The following is a 25,738-nucleotide window of genomic DNA, read 5'->3' as shown; positions in this document are numbered from 1 at the left end:
CGTGCTCGGCCTCGGGGAGATCCGCGACCTCCTGGAGCGGCACGGGCTCGAGGCCCGTCGCTCCCTGGGCCAGAACTTCGTCGCGGACCCGAACACGGTCGCCCGCATCGCCCGCCTTTCCGGCGTCGGGCCCGGCGACCGCGTGGTCGAGGTCGGACCCGGCCTGGGCTCGCTGACGCTCGCGCTGGCCGACACCGGGGCGCAGGTGCTCGCGGTCGAGAAGGACCGGGCGCTGCTGCCCGTGCTCCGCGAGGTCCTCGCCACCGCCGACGGTCCCGACGGCCCGGGCGCCGCGGTGCACGTCGTCGAGGGCGATGCGCTCGAGGTCGACTGGGCCGACCTGCTCGGTGCCGACGAGTGGGTGCTCGTCGCCAACCTCCCGTACAACGTCGCGGTGCCGGTGGTGATGCGCGTGCTGTCGGGCGCGCCGCAGGTGCGCCGGCTGGTCGTGATGGTCCAGCTCGAGGTCGCGGAGCGGCTGTGCGCCGAACCGGGGGACCGGACGATCGGCATCCCGTCGGTCAAGCTCGCCTGGTGGGCGTCGGCCCGGATCCTCACCACGGTCCCGCCCGAGGTCTTCGTGCCGCGCCCCCGGGTGCAGTCCGCGGTGGTCGGCATCGAGCGCCACGACCCGCCGTCGACGGCCGTCGGCCCCGCCGAGGTGTTCCCGCTCGTCGAGGAGGCCTACCGCCAGCGGCGCAAGATGCTCCGCTCCACGATCGGACGCCACGTGGACGCCGCCGGGTTCGCCACCGCGGGCATCGACCCGCAGCTGCGACCCGAGCGGCTCTGGCTCGACGACTGGGTGCGGCTCGCGACGGCGCTGGCTGAGGGGGAGCCGTCGTGACCGTCGAGCTGTTCGCACCGGCCAAGCTCACCGTGTCGCTGCGCGTCACCGGCGTCCGCGACGACGGCTACCACCTCATCGACGCCGAGATGGTCTCGCTCGACCTCGGCGACGTGCTGGAGGTCGACGAGTCGGGCGACGGCCTCGTCGTCGAGCGCGACGGGGTGCGCACGCCCGGCGAGGACGACGACCTGGTGGCCCGGGCCCTCCGGCTGGTGGGCCGCACCGCCGGCGTCGTCCTGCACAAGCGCGTGCCGGCCGGCGCGGGCCTGGGCGGGGGCAGCGCCGATGCCGCCGCCGTCCTGCGCTGGGCGGGCGAGACCGATCCCGAGCGGGCCGTGCGGCTCGGCGCCGACGTCGCCTTCTGCCTCCGGGGCGGCCGGGCCAGGGTGCGGGGCATCGGCGAGCAGCTGGAGCCGCTGCCGTTCGAGGCGCGGACGGTCACACTGCTCACCCCGCCGCTGCACTGCGCGACGCCGCTCGTCTACCGGCGCTGGGACGACATGGGCGGTCCCGCCGGGGACCACGGCAACGACCTCGAGCCGGCCGCGCTGTCGCTCGTCCCCGAACTCGCCGGGTGGCGTGACCGCCTCGAGGGCGCGACGGGTCAGCGGCCGCGCCTCGCGGGCAGCGGGTCGACGTGGTTCGTCGAGGGTGCACATCCCGGACCGGGCCGGGTCGTCGCCAGGACGCTGCCTCCGGGCGCGCCACCGCCGTAGAGGCGGGGTGCCGGAGCCGAGGGCCTGATCGCCGGGAGCTACTTGCCGCGGGCGCGGCGCTGGTGGCGGGTACGCCGCAGCAGCTTCTTGTGCTTCTTCTTGCGCATGCGCTTGCGGCGCTTCTTGATCAGGGAACCCATGGCGGGGGCCACGATAGAGGCCGACGGCGCCAGCACCCAAACCGGGTCGCGCGCTCCGTGACCGCCGGGACGGTCGGACCGACGACGACCGGGCATGGGGGATCGACCGATTCCGGATGGGTGGGGTCGCTCTGTACACTCGACGTTCGGGCTGGGGGCGCCCCCGTCGTGCGTTGCACGACGCAGGGGTCACCGTGATCAGGAGATGCTCGTCAGATGACACCCATGCGAACCTCGGGCGACGTCGTCGGCTACACGGGGGAGGCCCCTGCGCCGGTGGAGATGCGCCCGTCGCTGCGGCTGACGCGCTTCCAGGTGATGGTGGTGGTGGCCAGCGCGCTCATCACCGCCGTCGTCGCCGCCGCCTTCGTCTCGCTGCAGGCGCCCGTCTACAACACGACCCGCTCGGTGATCGTGCTGTCGGGCTCGAACCCCAACGACAACGACGTGCTGTCGCGGGCGCTCGAGAGCCTCGCCTCCTCCAAGGGCATGGCCGCCGAGGTCAAGCGGCGCGGCAACCTCGACCTGTCGATCGACCAGATCGCCGGGATGATCTCGACGCGGCGCTCGCCCGAGTCGCCGTACATGGACGTGGTCGTGAGCAGCCCCGACCAGCAGCAGTCCGAGGCGGTGAGCGCCCAGGTCATCCCCGCCATGCGGGGCGTGTTCGACCGGAACCAGGCCGAGCTCCCCGCCGAGCAGCGGATCCCCGGTCCGATCTTCCAGGAGGTCTTCGCCAAGCCGCTGCAGTCGACCTCGACCTTCCCGGTGTGGTTCGCCGCGGTGTTCGGCGCCCTCCTCGGCGGCCTGGTGCCGTACCTGATCTTCCTCTTCCGGAACCTGCGCAAGCCGGTGGTCGCGTCGGCCCAGGACGTCACCGACGCCATCGACCTCCCGATCCTCGTGAAGGTCCCGGTGCTGTCGGGTCGCGGCGGCAACCCGCAGGACGCCGTCGCCGGCGTCATCTCCGCGGTCGAGCGGCTCAGCCTCAACGAGCCGATCCACCGGCTCGTGCTCGTGGGCGCCGACACCGGGGTCGACCGCTCCACCCTCGCCCTCGCGCTCGCCTGCGTCGTGGCCCGCAGCTTCGGCCAGCCGGTCGCCCTGGTCGACGCCGACCTCGAGCGCGGCACGCTCACCGGCCTGGTGCACGCCGAGGACGTCGCCGGCCTCTCGGAGTGCCTCGCCGGCCAGCTCGACCCCGAGAAGGCGCTGCTCACCCTGACCGACGCGCAGCTGCCCGCCGACCTGGACGGCATCGCCGCCCCCGAGGGCATGGTGCGGTTCCTCGGCGCCGGCGTCGACCGCAGCCGGAACATCCTGCGGATGCGCTCCACGTTCCACCGGGTGCTCGAGGGCATGGCCGGCCGGTACGTCGTGATCATCAACGGCCCGAAGGTGCCGGGTCCGGTGCCGACCTCGCAGCTGCTGTCGCTCGCCGACGCCACCCTGATGGTCGTTGCCGAGGGCCAGACGAGCCTGACGGACGCCCGCTCCGCCGGCGACACGCTCCGCTCGTTCAGCTCGGGTCCGGCCGGCGTCGTCGTGATCCGCCGCTGAGCGCGGCGCGCTGATCGATGGCGGATCGACCGGCGGACGCCGACGAGGAGACCTCGGACGGCGGCACCTCGGACGGCCGCACCGAGGCCCCTGATGACGGCGCCGGCGGCGACGGCGCCCCCGGCGACGAGCAGTCGCTCGGGACGACGGCGAGCCGCGGGTTCCTCTGGGCCAACGTCGGGATCTTCACCCGCTACGTCTCGGCGCTGATCCTCGCCGCCGTCCTGGCCCGGGTCCTCGACCCGGCGGACTACGCGGTGATGGTCACGCTGATGCTCATCACCTTCTACTTCGACAACGCCCTCGACCTCGGCATGGGCGCGGCGCTGGTGTACGAGCAGGAGGAGGGGGTCTCCCAGCGGGTGCAGGTCGCCTTCACGGCGAACGTCGGGCTCGGGTTGGTCCTGGCGATCATCGCCTTCTTCAGCGCGCCGTACGTGGCCGACTACTTCCAGCAGTCGTCGTACGTCGCCGAGTTCCGCTGCCTCGCGATCGTGGTGGTGCTGTCGGCGCTGACCACGGTGCCGTGGTCCCTGTTCATGCGGAACATGGACTTCCGGCGGCGCGCGGTGGTCGAGGTGGCGAGGGACCTCAGCCGCTTCGTCGTCACCTTGGCGCTCGCGCTGGCGGGGTTCGGGGCCTGGGCCATCGTCTTCGGGCTGTTCGCGGCGTACGGCGTGGCCCTGATCGGCACCTGGGCCGTGCTCCGCTTCCGGCCCACGTTCTCGTGGGAGACCTCGACGGTCCGCCAGCTGTTCTCGTACGCGTGGCGGGTCGCGGGCAACCGGTTCCTCGGGCTGCTGGCCCTCAACGGCGACTACTTCATCGTCGGCAACCGCCGCCACGACCAGTACGCCAGCTACTACCAGGCGTTCCGGCTGCCCGAGTTCGTGATGGGCGCACAGCTCAACGGCCTGTCCGCCGTCCTGTTCCCCATGTACTCCCGCATCCGGGCCGAGGGCGAGGCCGCGATCCGCGACGGCATGTTCAAGGCGCTGCGGATCGTGGCGCTGTTCTCGTTCCCCGTCGGCGTCGGCCTGGCCCTCGTCGCACGGGACGCCTTCACGGTCTTCTACGGGTTCCAGAACACGGCCGGCATCCAGACGATGGAGATCATCTCGATCGCCGGCGCGGTCACCGGCCTCGGCTTCGCCACCGGCGACCTGCTGATGGCGATCAACCGGCCGGGCGTGCTGCTGCGGCTCAACGCGGTGATGGTGCCGACGATGCTCGTGGCGATGTGGTTCGTGGCGCCCCAGGGCATCGTCTGGGTCGCGTGCATCCACCTGGTCATCCAGGTCGTGTTCGTCGGCGCCCGGCAGCTGATCGTCGACCGGATGATCTCGGCCCGCACGTCGGCCGCCCTGTCGTGCCTCGTCCCGGGTCTGGTGGTCACGGCGGGCATCCTGCTGTTCGCCCTGCCGGTCCGGCTGATGACCGAGGAGGGCGTGCTGTCGCTCGCCGCGATCACCGGCGCCGGCACCCTCGGCGCGCTGCTGGCGCTCGCGGTCTTCCCGCCGGCGCGGCGTGAGCTGCTTGACCTGGTCGCCAAGCTCCGGGGCCGCTGAGCGAGACCCGGCTCGGCGGTCACGCCTCGGCGGACGGCTCGTCTCGCTCGGCGCGCCGACGGGCCAGCTCGGCCGAGGCGGCCACCTGGACGGAGCGGGCGCGGAACCACGCCGTCGCGGCGACGGCGACGGCGCGCCCGGCGGTGCCCGAGCCGAAGCGGACCCGGACCACCTCCCGCCGATCCGTCGCCCAGTCCGACTTGTAGGCCTCGTCGCCGCGCAGCAGGTCGTACTCGGTCGCGCCGTGCTCGATCGCCCAGCCGACGACGTCGGCCTTCAGCACCGAGCCGACGCCACGCCACTCGCGGTCGGTGCTGCGGCCGGCCTGGTAGAAGGCGATGCTCGTGGCGGCCCGCACGTCGAGCTCCGTCGCCACGACCTGCCCGTCGGCGTCGACCGCCTCGTGGACCACGACCGAGCCGTCCTGCAGACCGGCCCGGGCCGCGCGCTCGAAGCGGTCCCAGGCGTCGAGGAACCCCGAGTCGTCGGCCCAGCGGTGGTCGTGCAGCCGGGCGAGGTCGGCGAGCGCCCGGTCGGCGTCGTCGGGACCGACCCGTCGGATGGTCGCCCCCGCCTTCACCATCCGCTTGCGGGTCCGGCTGATCGTCGAGCGGAGCTGGCCCGGGCGGTCCGCCAGGTACGCGTCGAGGTCCGCGGGCAGGGGGGAAAATGGAGCACCCGTGCGGGTCATCTCGTGGCGGGAGAGGACCCGGGCGAGCGCTCCGGTGGCGGCCAGACCGTCGAGGTCCACGAGCCGGCTGCCCGGCCGGCGGAGCCACCCGAGCACCTCGCGCGCCACCTCGGCGCGCCGCCCGGGCGCCGCGACGACGTCGAGGTGGTCGGGGGCGAGCGGTCCCTGTCCGAGCGAGCGGACGCGCTCCAGGCCGGTGCCGCCGCGGCCGATCGCGTCGACCTCGAAGGCGGCACCACCGACCAGCTCGTCGCCGTCGAAGCAGCAGACGACCTGCGGGCGCCCCGCTGCGGCGGCGCCCAGCCACCAGCTGCGGAGGAACGCCGAGGGCATCGCCTGGCGGTCCACGAGCTCGTCCCACGCCGGGGCCAGGTCGCCCAGCTGCTCCACCACGTCCACCCGCATCCGGGCGAGTGTGGCCCGGCGGGCACCGTCGCGCCACCGGGGCCTGCTCGGCCCGCGCCCGCGCGGACGGTCCGGGGAACGTCCGGTCGACGGGCGGGCAGCCGGACGGTGACGGGTCCGACGGGGCGGTGAAATGGGGGCGACGACTGGGAGAACTGCCCGCGTTCTACCCTTGACCGTGGCGAGAGTCACATGGTGACATGGGGCCCGGGACAGGGGAGAATCGGCGGAGGACGACCTCAAGGGGTTGGTCGTCGGAAGTCGCATCCGGTGCCGCCATCGAATCGGCGTCGTCGTACGTGGGTAGGGCTGTGGCGAGCGCTGGAGCTGTGGACAGAAGAGCTGGGTCGGGCCACCCGTCGGACGGGTGACCCTGCTTCGTACTCCGGCGCTTGCCGGAGTGCTGAGGGAAGAGGGGCGAGATGCTGAGGTACTCCGATGCGGAAGGGTTGAGCCATTCGAGCTCGCGCCCGTCCGTCCTGCGGTTGGTGGACGGTCCGAGCGGGGTGATCGACCTGACCGACGGTGCGGTCGCTGACCCGATCGTCCTCAACCCGCCGGCGTCCGACATCACCCGCCAGGAGCGGCGGGCGGTCGGCCGGAGCCTCCAGGCGATGGGCCACCTGCTCGACGCGGTGGCGCTCCTCATCCCGCTGTTCGCCTTCGGCTACTTCGCCGACGCGGTCATCTCGGTGCGGGTCGGCATCCTGTTCGCCATCGTCGGCACGCTGCTCCTGTGGCCCACGCACCGGCGTGGCCGCCAGGCCGTCGCCCCGAGCGAGGGCCTCCTGTCGATCATCACGCGGATCGGCCTGGCCCCCGTGGCCACGTCCGCGCTCGTCACCCTGACCCGCGTGAACGACTTCTCCAACGCCCGCCGCTTCATCGACGTCGTGGCGATCGTCCAGCTCGTCGTCTTCACGCTGCCCCTCGTCCTGCTCGGCCGCCTGATCACGTCCCGGGTCACCGCGTCGGTCCGCCGCCAGGGCTTCGACCTCGAGGACACGCTGATCGTCGGCTCCGGCCCGGTCGGCCAGGCCGTGGCCGCCGCCCTCAAGGACAACCCCGAGTTCGGCCTCGTGCCGTGCGGGTTCATCGACCGCTTCGACGACCAGGACGCCCTGCCGCTGGTCGGGCACCCGGAGCACCTCCCGGCGATCCTCCAGCTGACCGCCGTCCGTCACGTCGTGCTGGCCTTCGGCGCCGCCTCCGAGACCGAGCTCGTGCGCATCGTCCGCCGCTGCCACGACGACACCGTCCAGTTCTACGCCGTGCCCCGCCTCTTCGAGCTCGGCGTGAGCCACGAGGACGTCGGTCACGAGGTCGACGGCCTGCCGCTCGTACCGCTGCGCCGTCCGGGCACCGCCTCGCACATGTGGCCGGTCAAGCGGGCGTTCGACCTCGTCGCCGCCGGGCTCCTCCTGCTGCTGACGGCGCCGGTGTTCCTGGCCTGCGCCATCGGCGTGAAGCTGACCAGCGCCGGACCGGTGTTCTTCCGCCAGGTGCGCATCGGCATCGGCGGCAAGCCGTTCGAGATCCTCAAGTTCCGCACGATGAAGGTGAACGACGACTCGGCCAAGCAGTGGAGCGTCGACGACGACGACCGCGTGACCCGGGTCGGCCGCCTCCTGCGGCCCACGCACCTCGACGAGCTGCCGCAGCTGGTCAACGTCCTCAAGGGCGAGATGTCGCTCGTCGGGCCCCGCCCCGAGCGCCCGCACTTCGTCGAGCAGTTCGGCTCGGAGATCGAGGACTACCACGAGCGCCACCGGGTGCCCGTCGGCATCACCGGCTGGGCCCAGGTCAACGGGTTCTGGGGCGACACGAGCATCGAGACCAGGGTCCGGCTCGACAACCGCTACATCGAGAACTGGTCCCTGTGGCGCGACCTCGTGATCGGGCTCCGCACGATCCCGACGTTGCTCGGCAAGCGCCGGTGAGCCTGGGCGGTCCCGAGCCGCTCCTCGACGGACCCTCGGCGGAGCTCGTCCCGGGCCTCGTCACCGTCGCGGTCCCGGCCCGCAACGAGTCGGCCTCGATCGGCCCGCTGCTGGCGTCGATCTCGGCCCAGACGTACCCCGACCTGCAGATCCTGGTCGTGGACGGCGCGTCCGACGACGACACAGCCGAGCTCGTGCGGGCGGCGGCCGCGGACGATCCCCGGATCGAGCTGGTCGACAACCCCGACCGGGTGATCCCGAAGGCGATGAACCTGGCCCTGCGCCGCGCCCGGGGCGAGTGGTTCGTGCGGATCGACGCCCACTGCAACGTGGGTGACGACTACGTCGAGCGGGTCGTCGGGCACCTGCGCAGCGGTCGATGGGGCGGCGTGGGCGGCCGCAAGGACGGGGTCGGCCACACGTCGCAGGGCCGCGCCATCGCGGCCGTGATGGGCTCGAAGCTGGCGCAGGGCAACTCGGTGTACCACTACGGCACGGAGTCCCAGACCGTGGACCACGTCCCCTTCGGCGCCTACCCGACCGCCCTGGTGCGGGAGCTCGGCGGCTGGAACGAGGACCAGCTCGTCAACGAGGACTTCGAGTTCGACTACCGGCTCCGGCAGTCGGGTCGCGAGCTGCTGTTCGACCCGGCGATCCGGATCGACTGGGACTGCCGCCAGAGCGTGGGGGCGCTGTTCCGCCAGTACCGGCGCTACGGCGCCGGCAAGGTCCAGACGCTCGTCCAGCACCCCGAGTCCGCGAGCCCCCGACACCTCGCCGCCCCGGTGCTCGTCGGGGCGCTGGCCGCCGCCGTCCCGCTGCTCGCCGGTCGCCGCACGCGCCCGCTCGGCCTGGCCGTGCTCGCCGGCTACGGCGCGCTGGTGGCCGCCGGGACCCGGCAGGTCATCGACTCGGTCGACCCCGAGGACCGGCGCTGGGTGCCCGCGGCCTTCGTGGCGCTGCACCTCGGCTGGGGCATCGGGTTCTGGGAGGAGGCGGCCGCCACCGCCGTCGGCCGGGGCGGGCCCCGCCGATCGCTCGAGGCGTCCTGAGCTCAGCCGAGCCGCGCCGCACCCGGTGGGAGCCTCGCCGGGGGAGCGGCGAACTACGTTGAACCGGGAGCCCCTGGCGGGTAGTTCAACGGCAGAACGCCTGACTTTGGATCAGGAAGATGCAGGTTCGAATCCTGCCCCGCCAGCCATGACGAACCTCCAGGTGACAGGACCACAGGTGCCATGACCGACCCGTTCGCACTCGACGACGACCCCACCGACGTGGCGCTGCCGCCGCTCGCCGCGGTCGTGCTCGCCGCGGGCGAGGGCCGGCGCATGCAGTCCGAGCGGCCGAAGCCGCTGCACCGGCTCTGCGGCCGGCCGATGCTCATGTACGTGCTCGACTCGCTGGCGTCCACCGACGCGTCCCGGGCGGTGATCGTCGTCGGCCACAAGGGCGACTGGGTCGCCAAGAAGCTGCTCGAGCACTCGCACCGCATCGACATCGAGTTCGTCGAGCAGCGCGTCCAGCGCGGCACCGGCGACGCCGCCATGGTCGGCCTCGTCGGCCTGCCCGACGAGGAGGACGAGGGCGACGTCCTCGTCCTGCCCGGCGACGCGCCGCTGCTGCGGCCCGCCACCATCGCCGAGCTGGTCGGGCACCACCGCTCGACCGGGGCCGCCGCGACCGTGCTGACCGCGGTGATGGACGACCCGTCGGGGTACGGCCGGGTGGTCCGGGGCTCGAACGGCTCGGTGGAGCGGATCGTCGAGGACGGCGACGCCTCGGCCGAGGAGCGCGAGATCGACGAGATCAACACGTCGATCTACTGCTTCCGACGCAGCCTGCTGGCGCCGGCGCTGCGCCGGGTGGAGCCCGACAACGCGCAGGGCGAGTACTACCTGACCGACGTCGTGGCCGTGCTGTCCGGGACCGGCCACCGCGTCGAGGCCGTGATCGCCCACGACCCGGCCGAGACCCAGGGCGTCAACGACCGCGTGCAGCTCGCGGCGGCGGAGTCCGAGCTGCGGCGCCGCACGAACGAGTCGCTGCTGCGCTCGGGCGTCACGATGCTCGACCCGGCCTCGGTGTTCGTCGACACCACCGTCGAGGTCGGCCAGGACGTGACCCTGTTCCCCGGCGTGATCCTGCAGGGCGCCACGGTCGTGGGCGACGGGACCGAGCTCGGCCCCAACACCCGGCTCGTGGACTGCACGGTCGGCGACGACTGCGTGATCGAGCAGACGACGGCCCGCTCCGCCCGCATCGGCGACCGCTGCACCGTCGGGCCCTACGCCTCGTTCGGTGCCGGGTCCGAACTGCCTTCGGACGTCACCACGGGCCCGTTCTACACTGCGGACACCGCCACCTGACCCGGCGGTGCTGGAGGCGAGGTCGGTCATGGAACTGGTGACCAAGAAGCGGCTGACGATGGTGGCCGGACGCGTCAACCGCGAGCTTGCCGAGGAGATCGCCGAGCAGCTCGGGATCGCGCTGGCGCCGATGGAGATCGCTGAGTTCGCCAACGGCGAGCTGCACTGCAAGTTCGGCGAGTCGATCCGCGGCGCCGACCTCTTCATCTTCCAGAGCCACTGCGCATCCGGCGACCTCTCGGTCAACGACGCGCTGATGGAGCACCTGATCATGGTGGACGCCGCCAAGCGGGCCTCGGCCAAGCGGATCACGGTCGTCGCCCCCTTCTACGGCTACGGCCGCCAGGACCGGAAGGCCGAGGGCCGCGAGCCGATCACGGCCAAGCTGCTGGCCAACATGTTCGAGGTCGCCGGCGCCAAGCGCATCGTGTCGGTCGACCTGCACTCCGGCCAGATCCAGGGCTTCTTCGACGGGCCCGTCGACCACCTGACCGCCATGCCGGTGCTCGTCCAGTGGATGGCCGACAACCTCGGCGACGACCTCGTCGTCGTGTCGCCCGACGCCGGCCGGGTGAAGGTCGCGGAGCGCTACGCCAACGCCCTGCACGCCGACCTGGCGATCGTCCACAAGCGCCGGGTCAAGGGCGCCAAGAACCAGGTCGAGGCCAAGGAGGTCGTCGGCGAGGTCGAGGGCCGCACCTGCGTGCTGATCGACGACATGATCGACACCGCCGGCACGATCGTCGCCGCCGCCGACCAGCTCACCGAGCGGGGCGCCTCGGCCGTCTACTGCGCCGCCACCCACGGCGTGTTCTCCGGCCCGGCGATCGACCGCCTGAAGAACTCGTCGATCGAGAAGGTCGTCGTCACCAACACGCTGCCGCTGCCGCCCGAGAAGCGGATCGACAAGATCGAGGTGCTCTCGGCCGCCGGCATCATCGCCGACGCGATCGACGCCGTCTTCGAGGACACGTCGGTCAGCGAGATCTTCGACGGCCAGAACCAGCACTGAGACCCCGCAACGTCGCTGACGGCTCTGTGTGAGCCGGCCACCAGACACCGCTCTCACGCTGCGCTGTCGGGTCAAGGTCCGTCGCGACCGGCCGCGGCCGACCACGTCACCAAGGGAATGGGCTCGGAGCTCTTGCCAGGTGTGGCGTCGGATCTCGGGCTTGGCTCACAATCGAGCAGAGGTCGTTCGTTCTCTGCTTGATTCGTTGCAAGGCGGTCTCTACACCGCAGCCAATTGTGGATTCGTGTCCTGGCGGTTGGGGCCGAAACCTGGTCGGCATGAGCCCTCCCGTGTGAGTTCACGACTTGCGCTTGTGTCGGCGGGCGAATTAGGCGAACGTAATGCGTCACCTTGAGGAAGGGAAACGGTGGTAGGCGCACAAGGAGCATGGGAGGGGACAGCGCTCGACCCTCGCGCATTTCCGAATCTCACCGGGGTTGAGCGACCGTTTTTCGAGTATTGGAGCTCGGCGGTGCTCAGTGACGCCGATCCTCATCGCGATCGGTGGATCGAGTACGAAGAAGGTGCGGTCGAGCGAGCCCGAGAACGGAACGCCCTGGTTCAATCAGTCACCACGCTGGCCAACAAGGCGGTGCTCGACGTTGGCTGCCAGAACGGCGCCTGGCTGGTCGCTCTCGGCCAGGCAGGTGCGAACCCGACCGGCATCGACGTGATCCCGGAAGCCGTCCAGGCTGCACGCATCCGCGCGACCGCCTACGGCCTGCGAGCACGTACCCAGCTGGCGAGCGCGTGCGAGATGCCATTCAGGACGGGCGAGTTCGACATCGTCGCCTCCTCTGACGTGCTGGAGCACGTGCCCGACAAGGTGGCGATGCTCCACGAGTGCGTCCGTGTCCTTCGACCGGGTGGGGTGCTGTTTCTCCGAGCCCCGATCCGGTTCGGGCTCAAGAACTTCGCCAAGGATCCGCATTACGGACACCCGGGAATTAGCGTCTTCTCCGGCGGTCTCGCCGCACGGATGGCGACGAAGCTCTACGGCGAGGCCTCCTACGACGTCGAGACGCTGCCGACCAAAGTATGGACGGTTCGCAAGCTGCGCTCGTTCGGGATGACGATCGTCGAGCTCGACAGGCAGTTCGCCGGTCGATCCCTCCCGGTGCCCGACCGATGGAACTCGCTTCTCGACGAGCTGCGCCAGAGCTTCACCCTGGTCGCCACGAAGACGATGTCTCGATAGGCGTAGCCGCCGTCCCGGCCGACCGCTGTAGTCTCGGCCGGCGCCACGTGCTCGGTCGGAGACGACCCGTGTGTGGATCGCGTCGGGGTCAGGTCGTCACGAGCGACGCATCGGCGGGGTGCGTAGCGGCCCCCGGTGCGGCTGGCCCCGACCGGCTCGAGGCCGGTAACGTGTCGGGTCGCCCGTCGCCGGGCCGACGTCCGTCGCCGCCCCCGCTCGGGCGGCCAGTCCGTTCAGTTCGCAGGAGTTCGTCATGTCCGAGGTCACGCTCACCGCCTCCACCGGCCGGGAGACCGGGACCCGCCCGTCCCGCCGCCTCCGTCGTGAGGGTCTCGTCCCCGCCGTGCTCTACGGCGAGGGCAAGGACGCCATCTCGGTGGCGGTCGACTACAAGGAGCTGCGCCGCGCGCTCAGCACCGACGCCGGCCAGAACGCCCTGATCACGCTGACCGTCGACGGGTCGTCGTACCTGACCGTGGTGAAGGACCTGCAGCGCCACCCGGTGCGTCGCGAGGTCACCCACATCGACTTCCTGACCGTCGACCCCGACGCCACGATCGAGGTCGAGGTGCCGATCCACCTCGTCGGCGAGGCCAAGGAGGTCACGCAGAACGGTGGCATCACCGAGCAGCGCCTCATGGCCCTGAAGGTCCTGGTGAAGCCCGACGCCATCCCCGACGGGATCGAGGCCGACATCACCGACCTGACGCTCACCACGACGATCGTCGCGGCCGACCTGCCGCTGCCCGCCGGCGTCGAGCTCGCGACCGACCCCGACCAGGCCATCGTCACCGCCGAGCTCACCCGTGCCGCCGTCACCGGCCGCGGCGAGGGCGAGGAGGGCGAAGAGGGCGACGGTGAGGGCGGCGACGGCGAGTCCGCCGGGGCCGAGGCCTCGGGCGACGACGACGCCGAGGGCTGATGCCCTGGGACCTGCTGGTCCTGGGACTTGGGAACCCCGGCGATCGCTACGCCGGCACGCGCCACAACGTCGGTGCCGACGCGGTGGCCGAGGTCGCCCGGCGCCACGGCGGCCGGCTGAAGGCCGACGGCAAGGTCAACGCGCTCGTCGGTGACGTCCGGATCGGCTCGTCCCGCGTCGTGCTGGCCGTGCCCACCACGTACATGAACGACTCCGGCCAGTCGGCGGTCGCGCTCGTCCGCCGCTACGAGGTCGACGACCTGTCCCGGCTGGTCGTCGCCCACGACGAGCTCGACCTCGAGCAGGGCCGGGTCAAGGTGAAGGTCGGCGGCGGGCTCGCCGGCCACAACGGCCTGCGGTCGCTCGACGCCCACCTCCACGCCGCCGACTTCGTCCGCGTGCGGATGGGCGTGGGCAAGCCGCCCGGCGGCCCCGACCGGGGCGCGGACTGGGTGCTGTCGAAGGTCCGCGGCCGCACCCGGGACGAGCTCGACGTGATGGTCGGCATCGCGGCCGACGCGATCGAGCTGATCGCCACCGACGGCGTCGACGCGGCGATGCAGCGCATGAACCAGCGCCCCTGAGCCGCCGTCCGGACCCGCCCGGGAACCGGCTCGCCGCGCGCACGATGCGGGTGCGATCCGCCCGGGGTCCGGCGTCGGGCCCGAGGCCGTCGGACGACCCGGCGCGGGGTAGGTTCGCAGCCGCCATGGTCGCACCCCCAGCTCCGACCCCGTCCTCCGGCGCGTCCGCGCCCGCGCACCCCGAACCCCCCGAGGCCCCGCTCGAACCGCTGCTCGGCGTCCTCCGGGAGGAGCCCGGGCTCGTCGGCGCGCTCGGTCGCCGGTCGACGGTGCTGGTGCTGCCCGACGCCGCCCGTGCTGCGTCGGTCGCCGGGCTGACCGCGCTGTCGACGCGCCGACCGATCGTCGTCGCCGTGCCGGCCGTGGCCGACGCCGAACGGTTGGCGGGCGACCTGCGCGCCTTCCTCCCCCGGGACGCCGTCGAGCTGTTCCCGTCGTGGGAGACCCTGCCGTTCGAGCGGGTCAGCCCCTCGATCGAGACGATGGGCCAGCGGCTCCGGGTCATGTGGCGGCTGCGCGCCGGCGACGACTCCCTCCAGGTGGTCGTGGCGCCGGCGCGCGCGCTCGCGCAGCGCCTCGGACCCGAGGTCGAGGACGTCGAGCCGATCGTGGTCCGGCCGGGCGACCGCGTCGACCAGCAGCAGCTCGTCGAGCGCCTGGTGCTGTCGGGCTACCGCCGCGAGTACCAGGTCGAGCACCGCGGCGAGGTCGCGGTCCGCGGGTCGATCGTCGACGTCTTCCCGTCGACCGCCGACCGGCCGGTGCGCATCGACCTGTGGGGCGACGAGGTCGACCGCCTGGCCGAGTTCTCGGTGGCCGACCAGCGCAGCGGGACCGACCTGGCGCAGGTCGAGCTGCACCCGGCCCGGGAGCTGCTGCCGACCGACGCCGTACGCGAGCGGGCCGAGCGCCTGATCGCCACCGACCCGTGGGGCCGGGAGCAGTGGCAGCGGCTCGCCGACGGCGAGGTCTTCGAGGGGATGGAGGCGTGGCTGCCGTGGCTGGTCGAGCACGGCGCCGTGCCCGCCGACGGGTCGCCCGAGCACGTGCTGCTCGACCTCCTCGGCCCCGACGGGCTGGTGCTGCTCGTCGAGCCGCGGCGCCTGCGCGACCGCGTGTCCGACGTGCTGGCCGAGGAGGCCGACCTCGGCTCGACGCTCGCCCGGACGTGGGGACTCGAGGACGACCACGACCTGCCACGGCTCCACGTCGACCTCGACCGCCTGCTCGCGCACACCGAGGCGCCGACCTGGTCGGTAGCGGCGGTGCCCGACGCGCCCGACACGCCGGCCGTCGCGTCGTCGACCTGGCCCCCGGCCGTCGGCGGCGGAGAGGCCCTGCTGGCCCAGCTGCGCCAGCTCGTGGGCGATGGGTACCGCGTGGTCGTCTGCGCCGACGGCGCCGGCTCCGCCGTCCGCCTCCAGAAGCTCATCTCGGAGCACGGGCTCACGTTCCCGGTCCTCGACGGCGATGGCGACGGCTCGGTCGACGCCGCACGGCTGCTGGCTCCCGGCGGCAAGGTCGTCGTCGCACCGATCGACCGGGGTTGCATCCTGCCCGGCGTGCAGCTGGCGCTGCTGGCCGAGGCCGATCTCACCGGCCGGCGCCGGACGCACCGCCCGCCGCGTGCGCCGCGCCGCGACGCCCAGCGCTTCTACGAGGACCTGAAGGTCGGCGACTACGTCGTCCACCAGCACCACGGCGTCGCCCGCTTCGCCGGCATGGTGGAGCGCACGATGGGCGGCGCCGCCCGCGACTACCTGCTGCTCGAGTACCGCGGCGACGACAAGCTGTACGTCCCGTCGGAGCAGATCGACGCGATCCGGCTGTACTCGGGCGGCGAGACGCCCTCGCTCAACCGGATGGGCGGGGCCGACTTCGCCCGCACCAAGGCGAAGGTGCGCTCGGCGGTCGCCGAGATCGCGCAGGAGCTCGTCGTCCTCTACCAGAAGCGCCAGGCCGCACCCGGCCACGCCTTCGCCGAGGACACGCCGTGGCAGCGCGAGATGGAGGCGGCGTTCCCGTTCCAGGAGACGCCCGACCAGCTCACGGCCATCCGCGACGTCAAGGAGGACATGGAGTCGACGGTCCCGATGGACCGGCTCGTGTGCGGCGACGTCGGGTTCGGCAAGACCGAGGTCGCGGTCCGCGCCGCGTTCAAGGCGGTCCAGGACGGCAAGCAGGTGGCGATCCTCGTGCCCACCACGTTGCTCGCCCAGCAGCACTTCCAGACGTTCTCCGATCGCTTCGCCGGCTACCCGGTGCGCGTCGAGGTGCTGTCGCGGTTCCTCACCAACGCCCAGGCCCGTGAGGTCACCGAGGGGCTCGCGTCCGGCGCCGTCGACGTGGTCATCGGCACGCACCGCCTCCTGTCGGGCGACGTCGCCTTCCAGCGGCTCGGACTGCTCGTCGTGGACGAGGAGCAGCGCTTCGGCGTGAGCCACAAGGAGGCCATCAAGCAGATGAAGGCCGACGTCGACGTGCTCACGCTCTCGGCAACGCCGATCCCGCGGACGCTCGAGATGAGCCTCACCGGGATCCGCGACCTGTCGCTGCTGAACACGCCGCCCGCGGCCCGCCAGCCGATCCTCACCTACGTCGGCGAGTACGACGAGCGCGCGGTGGCCGAGGCCATCCGCCGGGAGCTGCTGCGCGAGGGCCAGGTCTTCTACGTGCACAACCGCGTGCGGGACATCGAGGAGCAGGCTGCGCGCATCCGGGAGCTCGTGCCCGAGGCGCGCATCGCCGTCGCCCACGGCCAGATGGACGAGGGGACGCTGGAGCGGGTGGTGCTCGACTTCTGGGAGGGCGCGTTCGACGTGCTGGTGTGCACGACGATCATCGAGTCCGGCATCGACATGCCGACGGTGAACACCCTGGTCGTGGAGCGCGCCGACCTGCTGGGCCTCGGCCAGCTCCACCAGATCCGCGGTCGCGTCGGGCGCTCGGGCCAGCGGGCCTACGCCTACCTCTTCTTCCCGCCCGAGCGGCAGCTGTCGGAGGAGGCCTACGAGCGCCTCAAGACGATCGGCGAGACCACCGAGCTGGGATCCGGTTTCCGCATCGCCATGCGCGACCTCGAGATCCGGGGCGCGGGCAACCTGCTCGGCACCGGCCAGACCGGCCACGTCGCCGCGGTCGGCTACGACCTGTACGTGCAGATGGTCAACGAGGCCATCGCCCAGCTCAACGGCGAGCCGGTCGTCGAGGCCAAGGAGATCACGCTCGAGCTGCCCCTGCCGGCGCACCTGCCCGCCGACTACGTCGAGCGCGACGACCTGCGCCTCGACGCCTACCGGCGCCTCGCCGCGGTGCAGACCCAGGCCGACGTCGACGACATCGCGGACGAGTGGGTCGACCGCTTCGGCCCGGTGCCCGACCCGGCAGCCAACCTCCTCGCCATCGCCCGGCTGCGCGCCGAGTGCGTGCGGACCGGCGTCGAGGACGTCGCGGTCACCAAGGCCTCGGCGCTGTCGGGTCCGGGCTGGGTCGCCCGGATCTCGCCGATCCGCCTGCCGCAGTCCAAGCAGATGCGGCTGGCCCGGCTCTACAAGGGCGCGGTCTACAAGGAGGAGCAGTCGCAGCTGCAGCTGCCGGTGAAGGCCGGCGCCTCGCTCGCCACCGACCTGGTCGAGGCGCTGCAGCAGCTCCTGCCGCCGCCCGCCGACGAGGGCTGAGGCGGCGGCCTACCCGGCGTCGGGGACCCGGCCCACCATGATGAGCTTGTTGGTCACCCTGGCGGCCTGCATCGTCCGGTCGAGCGGCTTGTAGAGGACCGGGCCGAGCTTCCCGGCGCCCGAGCCGGCGTCGGCCCACACCCGGAACAGCCGCTCCATCTTCGCCGACGGCGACCGCATGCCCTGCTGGTCGATGACGTCGAAGCCGGCCCGGCCGAGCAGCGTGCTGAGGCCGCGGGCCGAGAAGTACGTCTGGTGGTCGGAGTAGTAGAGCATGTCGCTCCAGCGGATCGGCTCGGCCACCTTGCGGACGGCGATCACGAACGGCCGGGCCGGGAAGCGCACGTCGGGCGTCTCCAGGATCACGACGCCGCCGGGGCGGAGGAGCGACCGGGCGGTCTCGAGCATGTCCAGTGGGTCGTCGACGTGCTCGATCACGTCCCACAGCGTCACGGCGTCGACGCCGCCGGCCGAGCGGAGGGCGTCGAGGTCCTCGACGTGGCGGGCGTCGAGCCCGCGGTCACAGGCGGTGGCGATGGCGTCGTGGTCGACGTCGACGCCGACCGCGTCGAGGCCGCGCTCCTTCGCCCACAGCAGGAAGTTGCCGATGCCGCAGCCGATGTCGACGAGCGACCGGATCGGCCCGACATCGGACTCGACGCGGCCGAGGATCTGCTCGTAGCGGTTGGCGTAGTCGTCGCGCACCGCGTCGTCGGCGTAGATCTCGAACTTGTAGGCGTCCCAGTAGGTGGCCTCGGCCCGGGGCCGGTCCTCGCTGGCGTACAGGAACTCGGTGCCGCACAGCTCGCAGCGGTAGAGGTCGAAGTGCTCGACCTTGTAGCGGCGGCTCTTGCCCGGCCCGCCGCACGCGGGACAGCGGGGCTCGCCGTGAGCTGCTGCGGACATGTTCCCCCCATGGGTCGACGCTCGGGTCCGCTCAGGGTAGAGCCTCCGGTCCCGCAGGCCGACCTCGGGCGCCTCCGCCCGGCTGCGTGTCACACCCCGTGGGTACGTTGCGGTCGACGTGCGGGAGCAACCCGCCTGCCGACCGGAGGGACAGCATGGGACGACGAGATTCGTACGAGCCGGGGGTGCCCTGCTGGGCCGACGTGTCGGTCGACGACCTGGAGGGCGCCCGGGCCTTCTACGGGGAGCTGTTCGGGTGGGAGCCCGACATCTCCGACGTGCCCGACGCCGGCGGCTACACCAACTTCCGCCTCGACGGCCTCACGGTCGCGGGTGCCGGCCCCAAGATGGGCGGCCCGATGCCCGACGCCTGGTCGGTGGCGGTGGCGACCGACGACGTCGAGCGGTCGCTCGCGATCGCCGCCGACGCCGGGGGCGAGGTCGTCGCCGGTCCGGCCGAGATCCCGACGAAGGGCACCTTCGGCATGGTCGCGGACCCGAACGGGGCGTTCATCGGCCTGTGGAAGGGGGGCGGCCACATCGGCGCCCAGATCGTGAACGACCCGAACACGTTCGTCTGGAACGAGCTCGCCACCCCCGACCTCGCCGCGTCGGCCGCGTTCTACGGCGCCCTGTTCGGCTGGCAGCTGCAGGAGCACGACGGCGGCGGGATCTTCACCGATGCCGCGGGCGCCACGCTGTGCGGCGTGCACCCCGCGGGCGACGGCGAACCGCCGTTCTGGACCGTGTGGTTCGCCGTCGACGACTGCGACGCCACGGTGGCGCAGGTGGTCGACCTGGGCGGCCAGGTGTTCATGCCGCCCGAGGACATGAGCTTCGGCCGGGGTGCCGTGGTGGCGGCGCCGGGTGGCGCGGTGTTCGGCGTGGGCGCCATGACCGAGGCCGACGACTGATCCGACGGCCGGGCCGCCGCCCGGCGGTCCTGAGGGCGGCTGAGCGATCGCCGAGCGAGGGCGTTGCGGGCGGTCCCGGCGTTGAACGATCGCGCGGTGCGGTCGGTAGCATCCGCGCCCATGCGTCGTCCGCGGGTCCTCCTGTCGCTCACCGCCGTCGGTCTCGCCGGCGTCCTCGCCACCACCGGGTGCGGGATCATCGCCGACGACACGGCGGCGACCGTGGGCGACACCGTGATCCCCGCGTCCGAGGTCGACGCGCTCGCCCGGAACGACGCCTTCACGACGGCCCTGACCGCCCAGGCGATCGAGGACCAGCAGCCCGGGGTGCTCGACGGCGCGTCGGCCCGCCAGGTCCTGTCGTTCCTCATCACCACCGAGGTCCAGGCGCAGGAGGTCGCCCGGTTCGGCGTCGCACCGACGGGTGACGACCTCGAGGCGGCCAAGGCGCAGGCGGAGCAGCGGATCGACGAGCAGGCGCCGCGCCTCGAGGGCCACGCCCGCGACGTCGTCCTGCGCTACCTCGTCGACGGCGCAGCGCTCCAGCAGGCGCTCGCCGACATCGACCCGTCCTCCGACGAGGACCTGCGGACGTTGTACGACGGCGTGCCGAGCTACTGGGACCAGGTCTGCATGGCCGCGATCGTGGTCCCGGCCGACGACGTGGCGGCGGCCCGGAAGGCGCTCGCCGGCGGTGCCGAGCTGGAGGAGGTCGTCGACGACGTCGAGGGCAGCAACCTGGCTGCCACGCCCGACCAGTGCCTGCCGCTCAAGTACCTGCCCGAGGGCCTCGCGGATCGGATCGGGTCCGCCCGGACCGGCCGCCTGGTGGGCCCCGTCGAGGGCGCGATCGAGGGCGAGGACTCCGTCGTGTGGTTCGAGGTCGAGTCGAAGCCGCGCCTGTCGTTCGAGGACGCCCGTGACCAGCTCGAGCAGATCGCCCAGGCCGCCGCCCAGTCGGGCCCCGGCGTCTGGCTGAACATCCGCGTCAACGAGCACGTCACGATCGATCCGCAGTACGGCAGCCGGACGGTCACGTCCCAGGGCTCCGGCCTCACCGTGGTGCCGCCGGCCACGCCGATCGGCGCCGCGGCGCCGTCCGGCTCGCCCGACGACGTGACCGCCGGCGCGGCCGGCGCCACGCCCTGACGGGCCGGGCGATCGCAGCCGTGCCACCCGGGCCACCCGTCGTCGAGGTGGTCGGCCTCGGGCCGGCCGGCCCGGACCTGGTGACGACGGGCGCGTCGGCGCTGCTCGGCAGCGGGGCGCCGACGTTCGTGCGCACGACCCGCCACCCCGCGGCCACGGTGCTGCCGCCGGGGACCCGGAGCTTCGACGACGTCTACGAGGCGGCCGGGTCGATCGACGAGGTCTACCCGGCGATCGTCGACGCCCTCGTCGCCGCGGCGGCCGACCACGGCCGCGTCGTCTACGCGGTCCCCGGGTCGCCCGTCGTCGCCGAGCACACGGTCGAGCTGCTGGTCGCCGACGAGCGCGTGACCGCCGTCCTGCACCCGGCGCTGTCGTTCCTCGACCTCACCTGGGCCCGGCTCGGCGTCGATCCGGTGGAGCAGGGCGTGCGGCTGGTCGACGGGCACCGGTTCGACGTGGAGGCGGCAGGGGAGCGCGGCCCGATGCTGGTGGGCCAGTGCGACAGCCGGTGGGTGCTGTCGGACATCAAGCTCACCGTCGACGAACCGCCCGACCAGCCCGTCGTCGTCCTCCAGCGGCTCGGCCTGCCCGACGAGCGGATCGTCGAGGTGGCGTGGGACGAGCTCGACCGCTCGGTCGAGCCGGACCACCTCACGTCGCTGTGGATCCCCCGGCTCGCTGCGCCGGTGGCGCCCGAGGTCGCCCGGTTCGAGGCCTTGATGAGGGAGCTGCGCGTCAGCGACCCGTGGAAGGCCGACCAGACGCACGACTCGCTGAAGCGCTTCCTCCTCGAGGAGGCCTACGAGGTCCTGGAGGCGATCGACGCCTACGACCCCGACACGGGCGACGGCGCCGAGGAGCTGACCAGCGAGCTCGGCGACCTGCTCTACCAGGTGGTGTTCCACGCCGCGCTCGGCGCCGAGGCGGGGTGGTTCGACCTGTCGGACGTCGCCCGGGCGATCCACGACAAGCTGGTGAGCCGCAATGAGGGCCTGGTGCGGGCGACCGAGGGCCGGCCCGCGGACGCCGGCGTCGAGGGCGCGATCTCGGTCTGGGAGGCGACCAAGCGGGCCGAGCAGGGCCGCGACTCGGCGTTCGACGGCATCCCGCACGCCCTGCCGGCCCTGACCCGGGCGATGAAGGTCCAGCGCAAGGCCGAGGCCCTCGGGCTGGGCCCCGCCGGCGACGGCGACGTCGATGACGACCGGGCCGCCGCCGACCGGGCCGGCGCCGGCGAGCCCGATCGCGGGGCGGCCGCGCCGGATCCTGCGGTGAGCTCGGGCGCACTGGCGGCGCTCGCCGGTGCCGTGGCGGCCGAGCCGGGCGATGTGGAACGGGTGGGCGCGCTGCTGGCCGCGGTCGTCGACGTCACCCGTCGGGCCGGCGTCGATCCCGAGGACGCGCTGCGGCGCCGCATCGACGCCGACGAGGCCCGCTACCGCGCCGTCGAGCATCCCGGCTGACGCCCGGCCCGCCGTCGCCCGTCAGCCCACACGCGCCGCTTTCGCAGCGGTTTCTGTCGTCTGCCGACAGAGATCGCTGCGAAAGCGGGCGCGGTCGGGGTGCGGGCTGGGGTGGACCGTGCGGGGACCTCGGCGCGTGGGTGGCCGCAGAGGTGCCCGCGGTGGGGGAGTCCTAGAGTGCGGCCATGCCTGAACCGCTGCAGATCGCTCCCGCGTCCGGCCGCCTGGGGATCCTCACGCCCGGCATGGGAGCCGTCGCCTCCACGGCCTACGCCGGTGTGCTGGCGGCACGCCAGGGGCTCGCCGTCCCCGTCGGCTCGCTGACCCAGATGGCCCACATCCGGCTCGGTCGCCGAGAGGAGGGCCGCAACCCGATGATCAAGGACTTCGTCCCGCTGGCGGGGCTGGACGACGTCGTCTTCGGCGGGTGGGACCCCATCTCGCCGAACGCGCTCGAGGCCGCTCGCACCGCCGGCGTGCTCGAGGAGCGCGACCTCGCGCCGCTGTCGGGCGAGCTCGAGGGCATCAACGCCATGCCGGCCGTGTTCGACCAGCGCTGGGTCAAGCGCCTGGACGGCGTGCGGGTGAAGACGGGCGAGTCGAAGTGGGACCTCGCGCAGCAGCTGATCGCCGACATCGAGCGGTTCCGCACCGAGAACGAGTGCGACCGCCTGGTGATGGTGTGGTGCGGGTCGACCGAGGCGTACCAGGAGCCCTCCGCGGTCCACCAGACGATCGAGGCGTTCGAGGCCGGGCTCCGGGCCGACGACGACAACATCTCGCCGAGCCAGCTGTACGTGTACGCGTCGCTCGCCTCGGGCGTTCCCTTCGCCAACGGCGCGCCGAACCTGAGCACCGACCTGCCGTGCATGGAGGAGCTCGCGGTGCGCAACGGCGTGCCGATCACCGGCAAGGACTTCAAGACCGGCCAGACGCTGATGAAGACGATCCTGGCGCCGGGGTTCAAGGCCCGGATGCTCGGCATGCGGGGCTGGTACTCCACCAACATCCTCGGCAACCGCGACGGCGAGGTGCTCGACGACCCCGAGAACTTCAAGACCAAGGAGGTCTCGAAGCTCGGCGTGCTCGACACGATCCTGCAGCCCGACGTGTACCCGGAGCTCTACGGGAACATCGACCACGTCGTGCGGATCAACTACTACCCGCCCCGCGGCGACAACAAGGAGGGGTGGGACGCCATCGACATCTACGGGTGGATGGGCTACCCGATGCAGATCAAGGTCGACTTCCTCTGCCGCGACTCGATCCTCGCCGCCCCGATCGTGCTCGACCTCGCGCTGTTCCTCGACCTCGCCCAGCGCGCCGGCCAGTCGGGCGTCCAGGAGTGGCTCAGCTTCTACTGGAAGTCGCCCCAGCCGGCCGGCGGCGTCGCGCCCGAGCACGACATCTTCATCCAGCAGACGAAGCTGAAGAACACGCTGCGCGAGTGGATGGGCGAGGCCGCGGTCACGCACTCCGAGGCCGAGTAGCCCGACCGCACCGACCCGGACCCGCTGTCCCGTTCTGTGATGCTCGATACGTCGATGTCGACGTATCGAGCATCACAGAACGGGAGGCGACAGAACGGGGGGCGGCGGATCGGCTCCGGGGGACCGTCGGGCGCCCGGTAGCGTCTCGGTCCGTGACCACGCCCGCCGTCCAGGACACCGTGCGCCTCCGCAACGACTCGGCCCGCATCACCGAGCTGATCGTCACCGACCTGTCGGCCCCCGTCCCCTCGTGCCCGGGCTGGACGCTGCGGGACCTCGTCGAGCACCTCGGCGGGGTCCACCGCTGGGCGCGGGAGTGCGTCGAGACCGGTGCCCCACCCGCCCGGGCCCGCGCCACCGACCCGCTGTCGGAGCCGCCGCCCGAGGAGGCCGACGCGCTGGCCCGCTGGTTCGGCGACGGGGCGATCGGTCTGGCGAACGCGCTCGACGCCGCGCCGCTCGACGCGCCCACGTGGACCCCGTTCCCGATCCCCGACCCGACGATCGCGGTGTGGCTCCGACGGCAGACGCACGAGACGGCGCTCCACCGGTGGGACGCCGAGGCGGCGGTCGCCTCGCCGAGGGAGATGGACCCGGCGCTCGCCGCCGACGGCGTCGACGAGTACCTCGAGGTGATCGTCCCCCGGAAGGTGGAGCGCGACGGCATCGTGCTCCCCCCGGGCAGCGCCCACCTCCACTGCACCGACACGCCGGGTGAGTGGACCGTGGAGGTCGTCGACGGCGAGTACGTGCTCGACCGATCGCACCGCAAGGGCGACGCCGCGATCCGGGGAACGGCCGAGCACCTGCTGCTCCGCCTCTGGGGCCGTGACATCCCCGACGGCTCGATCGAGGTCATCGGCGACGAGGCGGTCGCGTCGGCCTGGACCTCCATCGGCGGCAACTGACCGGCAGACTGTCGGGCCATGGCCATCGCGACCCGTCCCGAGCCGGACCTGCTCGACCCGGAGCTGTACCGCACGGACCCACACGACCTGTGGGCGTGGATGCGGGCCAACGAGCCCCTCTACCGGGACGAGGCCAACGGCCTGTGGGCCGTCACCCGCCACGCCGACGTGCTCGAGGTCGAGCGCAACGCCGCCGTGTTCTCGTCGGCCCGGGGCTACCGCTCGTGGTGGGCCCCCGAGGAGAACAGCATCATCGCCCAGGACGACCCGGGCCACGTCGCCCAGCGCCGCCTGGTGTCGAGCCGGTTCACGCCCCGGGCCGTCCGCGACCAGGACGACTGGGTCGCGACGACGGTCGACGGCCTGCTCGACGGCCTGGCCGCCGGCGCCGACGAGTCGGGGTCGGTCGACGTCGTCGAGGCGCTGGCCGCCCCGCTGCCGTGCCGGCTCACGGCCCGGCTGCTCGGCCTGCCCGAGGACCGCTGGCCCGACGTGAAGCGCTGGTCCGAGCGGCTCATGCGGATCGACGCCGCGCCGCACGACCAGTCCGCGGCCGAGGACCTCTTCGAGGCCATCGGCGAGTTCGCCCAGACGGTCGGCTCGGTCCTGCCCGAGAAGCAGGCGTGCCCGATGGACGACCTCCTGTCGGTCTGGGCCAACACCGACCTGCACGGCGAGGGCGGGTACGGGCCCAACCGGATGATCCACGAGGTCGGCCTGTTCATCGCCGGCGGCGCCGAGACCACCCGCACGGTGATCTCCCACGGGATCCGCGTCCTGGCGGACCACCCCGACTCCTGGGAGCGGATGGCGGCCGAACCCGAGGTGGTGACGACCGCGGTCGAGGAGCTGATCCGCTGGGTGACGCCGCTCAACAACTTCTTCCGCACCGCGACGGCGGACGCCACCATCGGCGGCCGTCCCGTGGCCGAGGGCGACCGCGTCGTGCTGCTCTACCCGTCGGCCAACCGGGACGAGGACGTGTTCGTCCACCCCTTCACGTTCGACGTCACCCGCAGCCCCAACCCCCACGTCGCGTTCGGCCACGGCACGCACTTCTGCCTGGGTGCGAACCTGGCCCGACGGGAGCTGCAGGCGCTGTTCCGCGAGCTCACCCGACGCTTCGAACCGCCCGTCGTGGTCACCGAGCCGGACGTCGAGCCGAACATCTTCGCCCGCGCCGTGCGGTCGTTCCGGGTGCGCCTGACGCCCCGTCCCGATGCCGGTCCCCGGCCCGCCGCGACCGCCCAGGGTGGTGCTGGGTAGACCCACACCC

Annotated in this window: 21 protein-coding genes and 1 tRNA gene; 19 read left to right on the top strand and 3 right to left on the bottom strand. The window is 72.7% G+C overall.

All coding sequences use genetic code 11. The annotated features are described in order from the left end of the window. Position 1 precedes the first annotated feature (1 nt). Entirely contained in the window at positions 2-847 is an 846-nt protein-coding gene (rsmA, locus tag LH044_RS09250; RefSeq protein WP_227759740.1) for a 16S rRNA (adenine(1518)-N(6)/adenine(1519)-N(6))-dimethyltransferase RsmA, read from the top strand. Next, positions 844-1,566, top strand: coding sequence for a 4-(cytidine 5'-diphospho)-2-C-methyl-D-erythritol kinase (locus LH044_RS09245; RefSeq protein ID WP_227759739.1), 723 nt, complete (start codon positions 844-846; stop codon positions 1,564-1,566). Before rsmA ends, LH044_RS09245 begins: the two co-directional genes overlap by 4 nt. A 38-nt stretch (positions 1,567-1,604) precedes the next feature. Here the strand turns inward: LH044_RS09245 and LH044_RS09240 are convergent, their stop codons facing one another. Continuing rightward, the gene (locus tag LH044_RS09240; protein ID WP_082130871.1) at positions 1,605-1,706 is read right to left on the bottom strand and encodes a 30S ribosomal protein bS22; all 102 of its coding nucleotides are present in this window, start codon (positions 1,704-1,706) and stop codon (positions 1,605-1,607) included. A gap of 216 nt (positions 1,707-1,922) precedes the next feature. Between LH044_RS09240 and LH044_RS09235 the strand changes: the two genes are divergently transcribed. Beyond that, positions 1,923-3,266, top strand: coding sequence for a hypothetical protein (locus LH044_RS09235; protein WP_227759738.1), 1,344 nt, complete (start codon positions 1,923-1,925; stop codon positions 3,264-3,266). Between the two features lie 17 nt (positions 3,267-3,283). Then, complete coding sequence (locus tag LH044_RS09230) at positions 3,284-4,834, top strand: lipopolysaccharide biosynthesis protein (protein WP_227759737.1); 1,551 nt, start codon at positions 3,284-3,286, stop codon at positions 4,832-4,834. Positions 4,835-4,853: 19 nt separating this feature from the next. Here LH044_RS09230 and LH044_RS09225 read toward each other — a convergent pair whose 3' ends face one another. Beyond that, complete coding sequence (locus LH044_RS09225) at positions 4,854-5,930, bottom strand: GNAT family N-acetyltransferase (RefSeq protein ID WP_227759736.1); 1,077 nt, start codon at positions 5,928-5,930, stop codon at positions 4,854-4,856. Between the two features lie 506 nt (positions 5,931-6,436). Between LH044_RS09225 and LH044_RS09220 the strand changes: the two genes are divergently transcribed. From LH044_RS09220 to mfd, 9 genes are all read left to right on the top strand, one after another. Further along, positions 6,437-7,870, top strand: coding sequence for a sugar transferase (locus LH044_RS09220; protein ID WP_227759735.1), 1,434 nt, complete (start codon positions 6,437-6,439; stop codon positions 7,868-7,870). Next, complete coding sequence (locus LH044_RS09215; RefSeq protein ID WP_227759734.1) at positions 7,867-8,922, top strand: glycosyltransferase family 2 protein; 1,056 nt, start codon at positions 7,867-7,869, stop codon at positions 8,920-8,922. The genes LH044_RS09220 and LH044_RS09215 overlap by 4 nt, the downstream gene beginning before the upstream one ends. Positions 8,923-8,996: 74 nt before the next feature. Next, a tRNA-Gln gene (locus LH044_RS09210) sits at positions 8,997-9,071 on the top strand. 34 nt (positions 9,072-9,105) lie between these two features. After that, a complete protein-coding gene (locus LH044_RS09205; RefSeq protein WP_227759733.1) occupies positions 9,106-10,236 on the top strand; it encodes a bifunctional UDP-N-acetylglucosamine diphosphorylase/glucosamine-1-phosphate N-acetyltransferase GlmU in 1,131 nt (376 codons plus the stop codon). Between the two features lie 28 nt (positions 10,237-10,264). After that, positions 10,265-11,248: a ribose-phosphate diphosphokinase gene (locus tag LH044_RS09200; protein ID WP_227759732.1), complete on the top strand. Its 984-nt coding sequence runs from the start codon at positions 10,265-10,267 to the stop codon at positions 11,246-11,248. Positions 11,249-11,720: 472 nt separating this feature from the next. After that, on the top strand, positions 11,721-12,446 hold the full coding sequence (locus LH044_RS09195; RefSeq protein ID WP_227759731.1) for a class I SAM-dependent methyltransferase: 726 nt from the start codon (positions 11,721-11,723) through the stop codon (positions 12,444-12,446). Positions 12,447-12,699: 253 nt separating this feature from the next. Next, complete coding sequence (locus LH044_RS09190; RefSeq protein ID WP_227759730.1) at positions 12,700-13,368, top strand: 50S ribosomal protein L25; 669 nt, start codon at positions 12,700-12,702, stop codon at positions 13,366-13,368. After that, complete coding sequence (gene pth / locus LH044_RS09185) at positions 13,368-13,952, top strand: aminoacyl-tRNA hydrolase (protein WP_227759729.1); 585 nt, start codon at positions 13,368-13,370, stop codon at positions 13,950-13,952. The genes LH044_RS09190 and pth overlap by 1 nt, the downstream gene beginning before the upstream one ends. A gap of 125 nt (positions 13,953-14,077) precedes the next feature. Beyond that, positions 14,078-17,629, top strand: a complete 3,552-nt coding sequence (gene mfd, locus LH044_RS09180; RefSeq protein ID WP_227759728.1) for a transcription-repair coupling factor — start codon at positions 14,078-14,080, stop codon at positions 17,627-17,629. Between the two features lie 9 nt (positions 17,630-17,638). Here mfd and LH044_RS09175 read toward each other — a convergent pair whose 3' ends face one another. Further along, positions 17,639-18,535: a class I SAM-dependent methyltransferase gene (locus LH044_RS09175; protein ID WP_227759727.1), complete on the bottom strand. Its 897-nt coding sequence runs from the start codon at positions 18,533-18,535 to the stop codon at positions 17,639-17,641. Positions 18,536-18,690: 155 nt separating this feature from the next. Between LH044_RS09175 and LH044_RS09170 the strand changes: the two genes are divergently transcribed. The 6 genes from LH044_RS09170 to LH044_RS09145 all read left to right on the top strand — a co-directional run bounded on the left by LH044_RS09170 (position 18,691) and on the right by LH044_RS09145 (position 25,728). Further along, a complete protein-coding gene (locus LH044_RS09170; protein ID WP_227759726.1) occupies positions 18,691-19,449 on the top strand; it encodes a VOC family protein in 759 nt (252 codons plus the stop codon). A gap of 120 nt (positions 19,450-19,569) precedes the next feature. Continuing rightward, positions 19,570-20,598 carry a peptidylprolyl isomerase gene (locus LH044_RS09165; protein ID WP_227759725.1) on the top strand — a complete coding sequence of 343 codons (1,029 nt, stop codon included), beginning with the start codon at positions 19,570-19,572 and terminating at the stop codon, positions 20,596-20,598. A gap of 20 nt (positions 20,599-20,618) precedes the next feature. Continuing rightward, positions 20,619-22,064, top strand: coding sequence for a MazG nucleotide pyrophosphohydrolase domain-containing protein (locus tag LH044_RS09160; RefSeq protein ID WP_227759724.1), 1,446 nt, complete (start codon positions 20,619-20,621; stop codon positions 22,062-22,064). 185 nt (positions 22,065-22,249) lie between these two features. Continuing rightward, the gene (locus LH044_RS09155) at positions 22,250-23,554 is read left to right on the top strand and encodes an inositol-3-phosphate synthase (RefSeq protein WP_227759723.1); all 1,305 of its coding nucleotides are present in this window, start codon (positions 22,250-22,252) and stop codon (positions 23,552-23,554) included. A 152-nt stretch (positions 23,555-23,706) separates the two neighbouring features. After that, positions 23,707-24,462 (top strand): maleylpyruvate isomerase family mycothiol-dependent enzyme, encoded by a 756-nt coding sequence (locus LH044_RS09150; RefSeq protein ID WP_227759722.1) that lies wholly within the window; start codon positions 23,707-23,709, stop codon positions 24,460-24,462. Positions 24,463-24,480: 18 nt separating this feature from the next. After that, the gene (locus LH044_RS09145) at positions 24,481-25,728 is read left to right on the top strand and encodes a cytochrome P450 (RefSeq protein WP_227759721.1); all 1,248 of its coding nucleotides are present in this window, start codon (positions 24,481-24,483) and stop codon (positions 25,726-25,728) included. Positions 25,729-25,738: the final 10 nt, after the last annotated feature.

Source organism: Dermatobacter hominis (assembly GCF_020715685.1).
Taxonomy (GTDB): Bacteria; Actinomycetota; Acidimicrobiia; order Acidimicrobiales; family Microtrichaceae; genus Dermatobacter; species Dermatobacter hominis.
Note: the sequence above shows the minus strand (reverse complement) of the source record. Positions and strands in the feature narration are given on the sequence as shown.

Excerpts from the sequence above, each read along its gene's own strand:
- LH044_RS09205 (WP_227759733.1), top strand. The coding sequence starts at position 9,106 with ATGACCGACCCGTTCGCACTCGACGACGACCCCACCGACGTGGCGCTG.
- pth (WP_227759729.1), top strand. The coding sequence starts at position 13,368 with ATGCCCTGGGACCTGCTGGTCCTGGGACTTGGGAACCCCGGCGATCGC.
- LH044_RS09170 (WP_227759726.1), top strand. The coding sequence starts at position 18,691 with ATGGGACGACGAGATTCGTACGAGCCGGGGGTGCCCTGCTGGGCCGAC.
- mfd (WP_227759728.1), top strand. The coding sequence starts at position 14,078 with ATGGTCGCACCCCCAGCTCCGACCCCGTCCTCCGGCGCGTCCGCGCCC.
- LH044_RS09155 (WP_227759723.1), top strand. The coding sequence starts at position 22,250 with ATGCCTGAACCGCTGCAGATCGCTCCCGCGTCCGGCCGCCTGGGGATC.
- LH044_RS09175 (WP_227759727.1), bottom strand. The coding sequence starts at position 18,535 with ATGTCCGCAGCAGCTCACGGCGAGCCCCGCTGTCCCGCGTGCGGCGGG.
- LH044_RS09235 (WP_227759738.1), top strand. The coding sequence starts at position 1,923 with ATGACACCCATGCGAACCTCGGGCGACGTCGTCGGCTACACGGGGGAG.
- LH044_RS09225 (WP_227759736.1), bottom strand. The coding sequence starts at position 5,930 with ATGCGGGTGGACGTGGTGGAGCAGCTGGGCGACCTGGCCCCGGCGTGG.
- LH044_RS09165 (WP_227759725.1), top strand. The coding sequence starts at position 19,570 with ATGCGTCGTCCGCGGGTCCTCCTGTCGCTCACCGCCGTCGGTCTCGCC.
- LH044_RS09240 (WP_082130871.1), bottom strand. The coding sequence starts at position 1,706 with ATGGGTTCCCTGATCAAGAAGCGCCGCAAGCGCATGCGCAAGAAGAAG.
- LH044_RS09200 (WP_227759732.1), top strand. The coding sequence starts at position 10,265 with ATGGAACTGGTGACCAAGAAGCGGCTGACGATGGTGGCCGGACGCGTC.
- LH044_RS09190 (WP_227759730.1), top strand. The coding sequence starts at position 12,700 with ATGTCCGAGGTCACGCTCACCGCCTCCACCGGCCGGGAGACCGGGACC.
- LH044_RS09145 (WP_227759721.1), top strand. The coding sequence starts at position 24,481 with ATGGCCATCGCGACCCGTCCCGAGCCGGACCTGCTCGACCCGGAGCTG.
- LH044_RS09230 (WP_227759737.1), top strand. The coding sequence starts at position 3,284 with ATGGCGGATCGACCGGCGGACGCCGACGAGGAGACCTCGGACGGCGGC.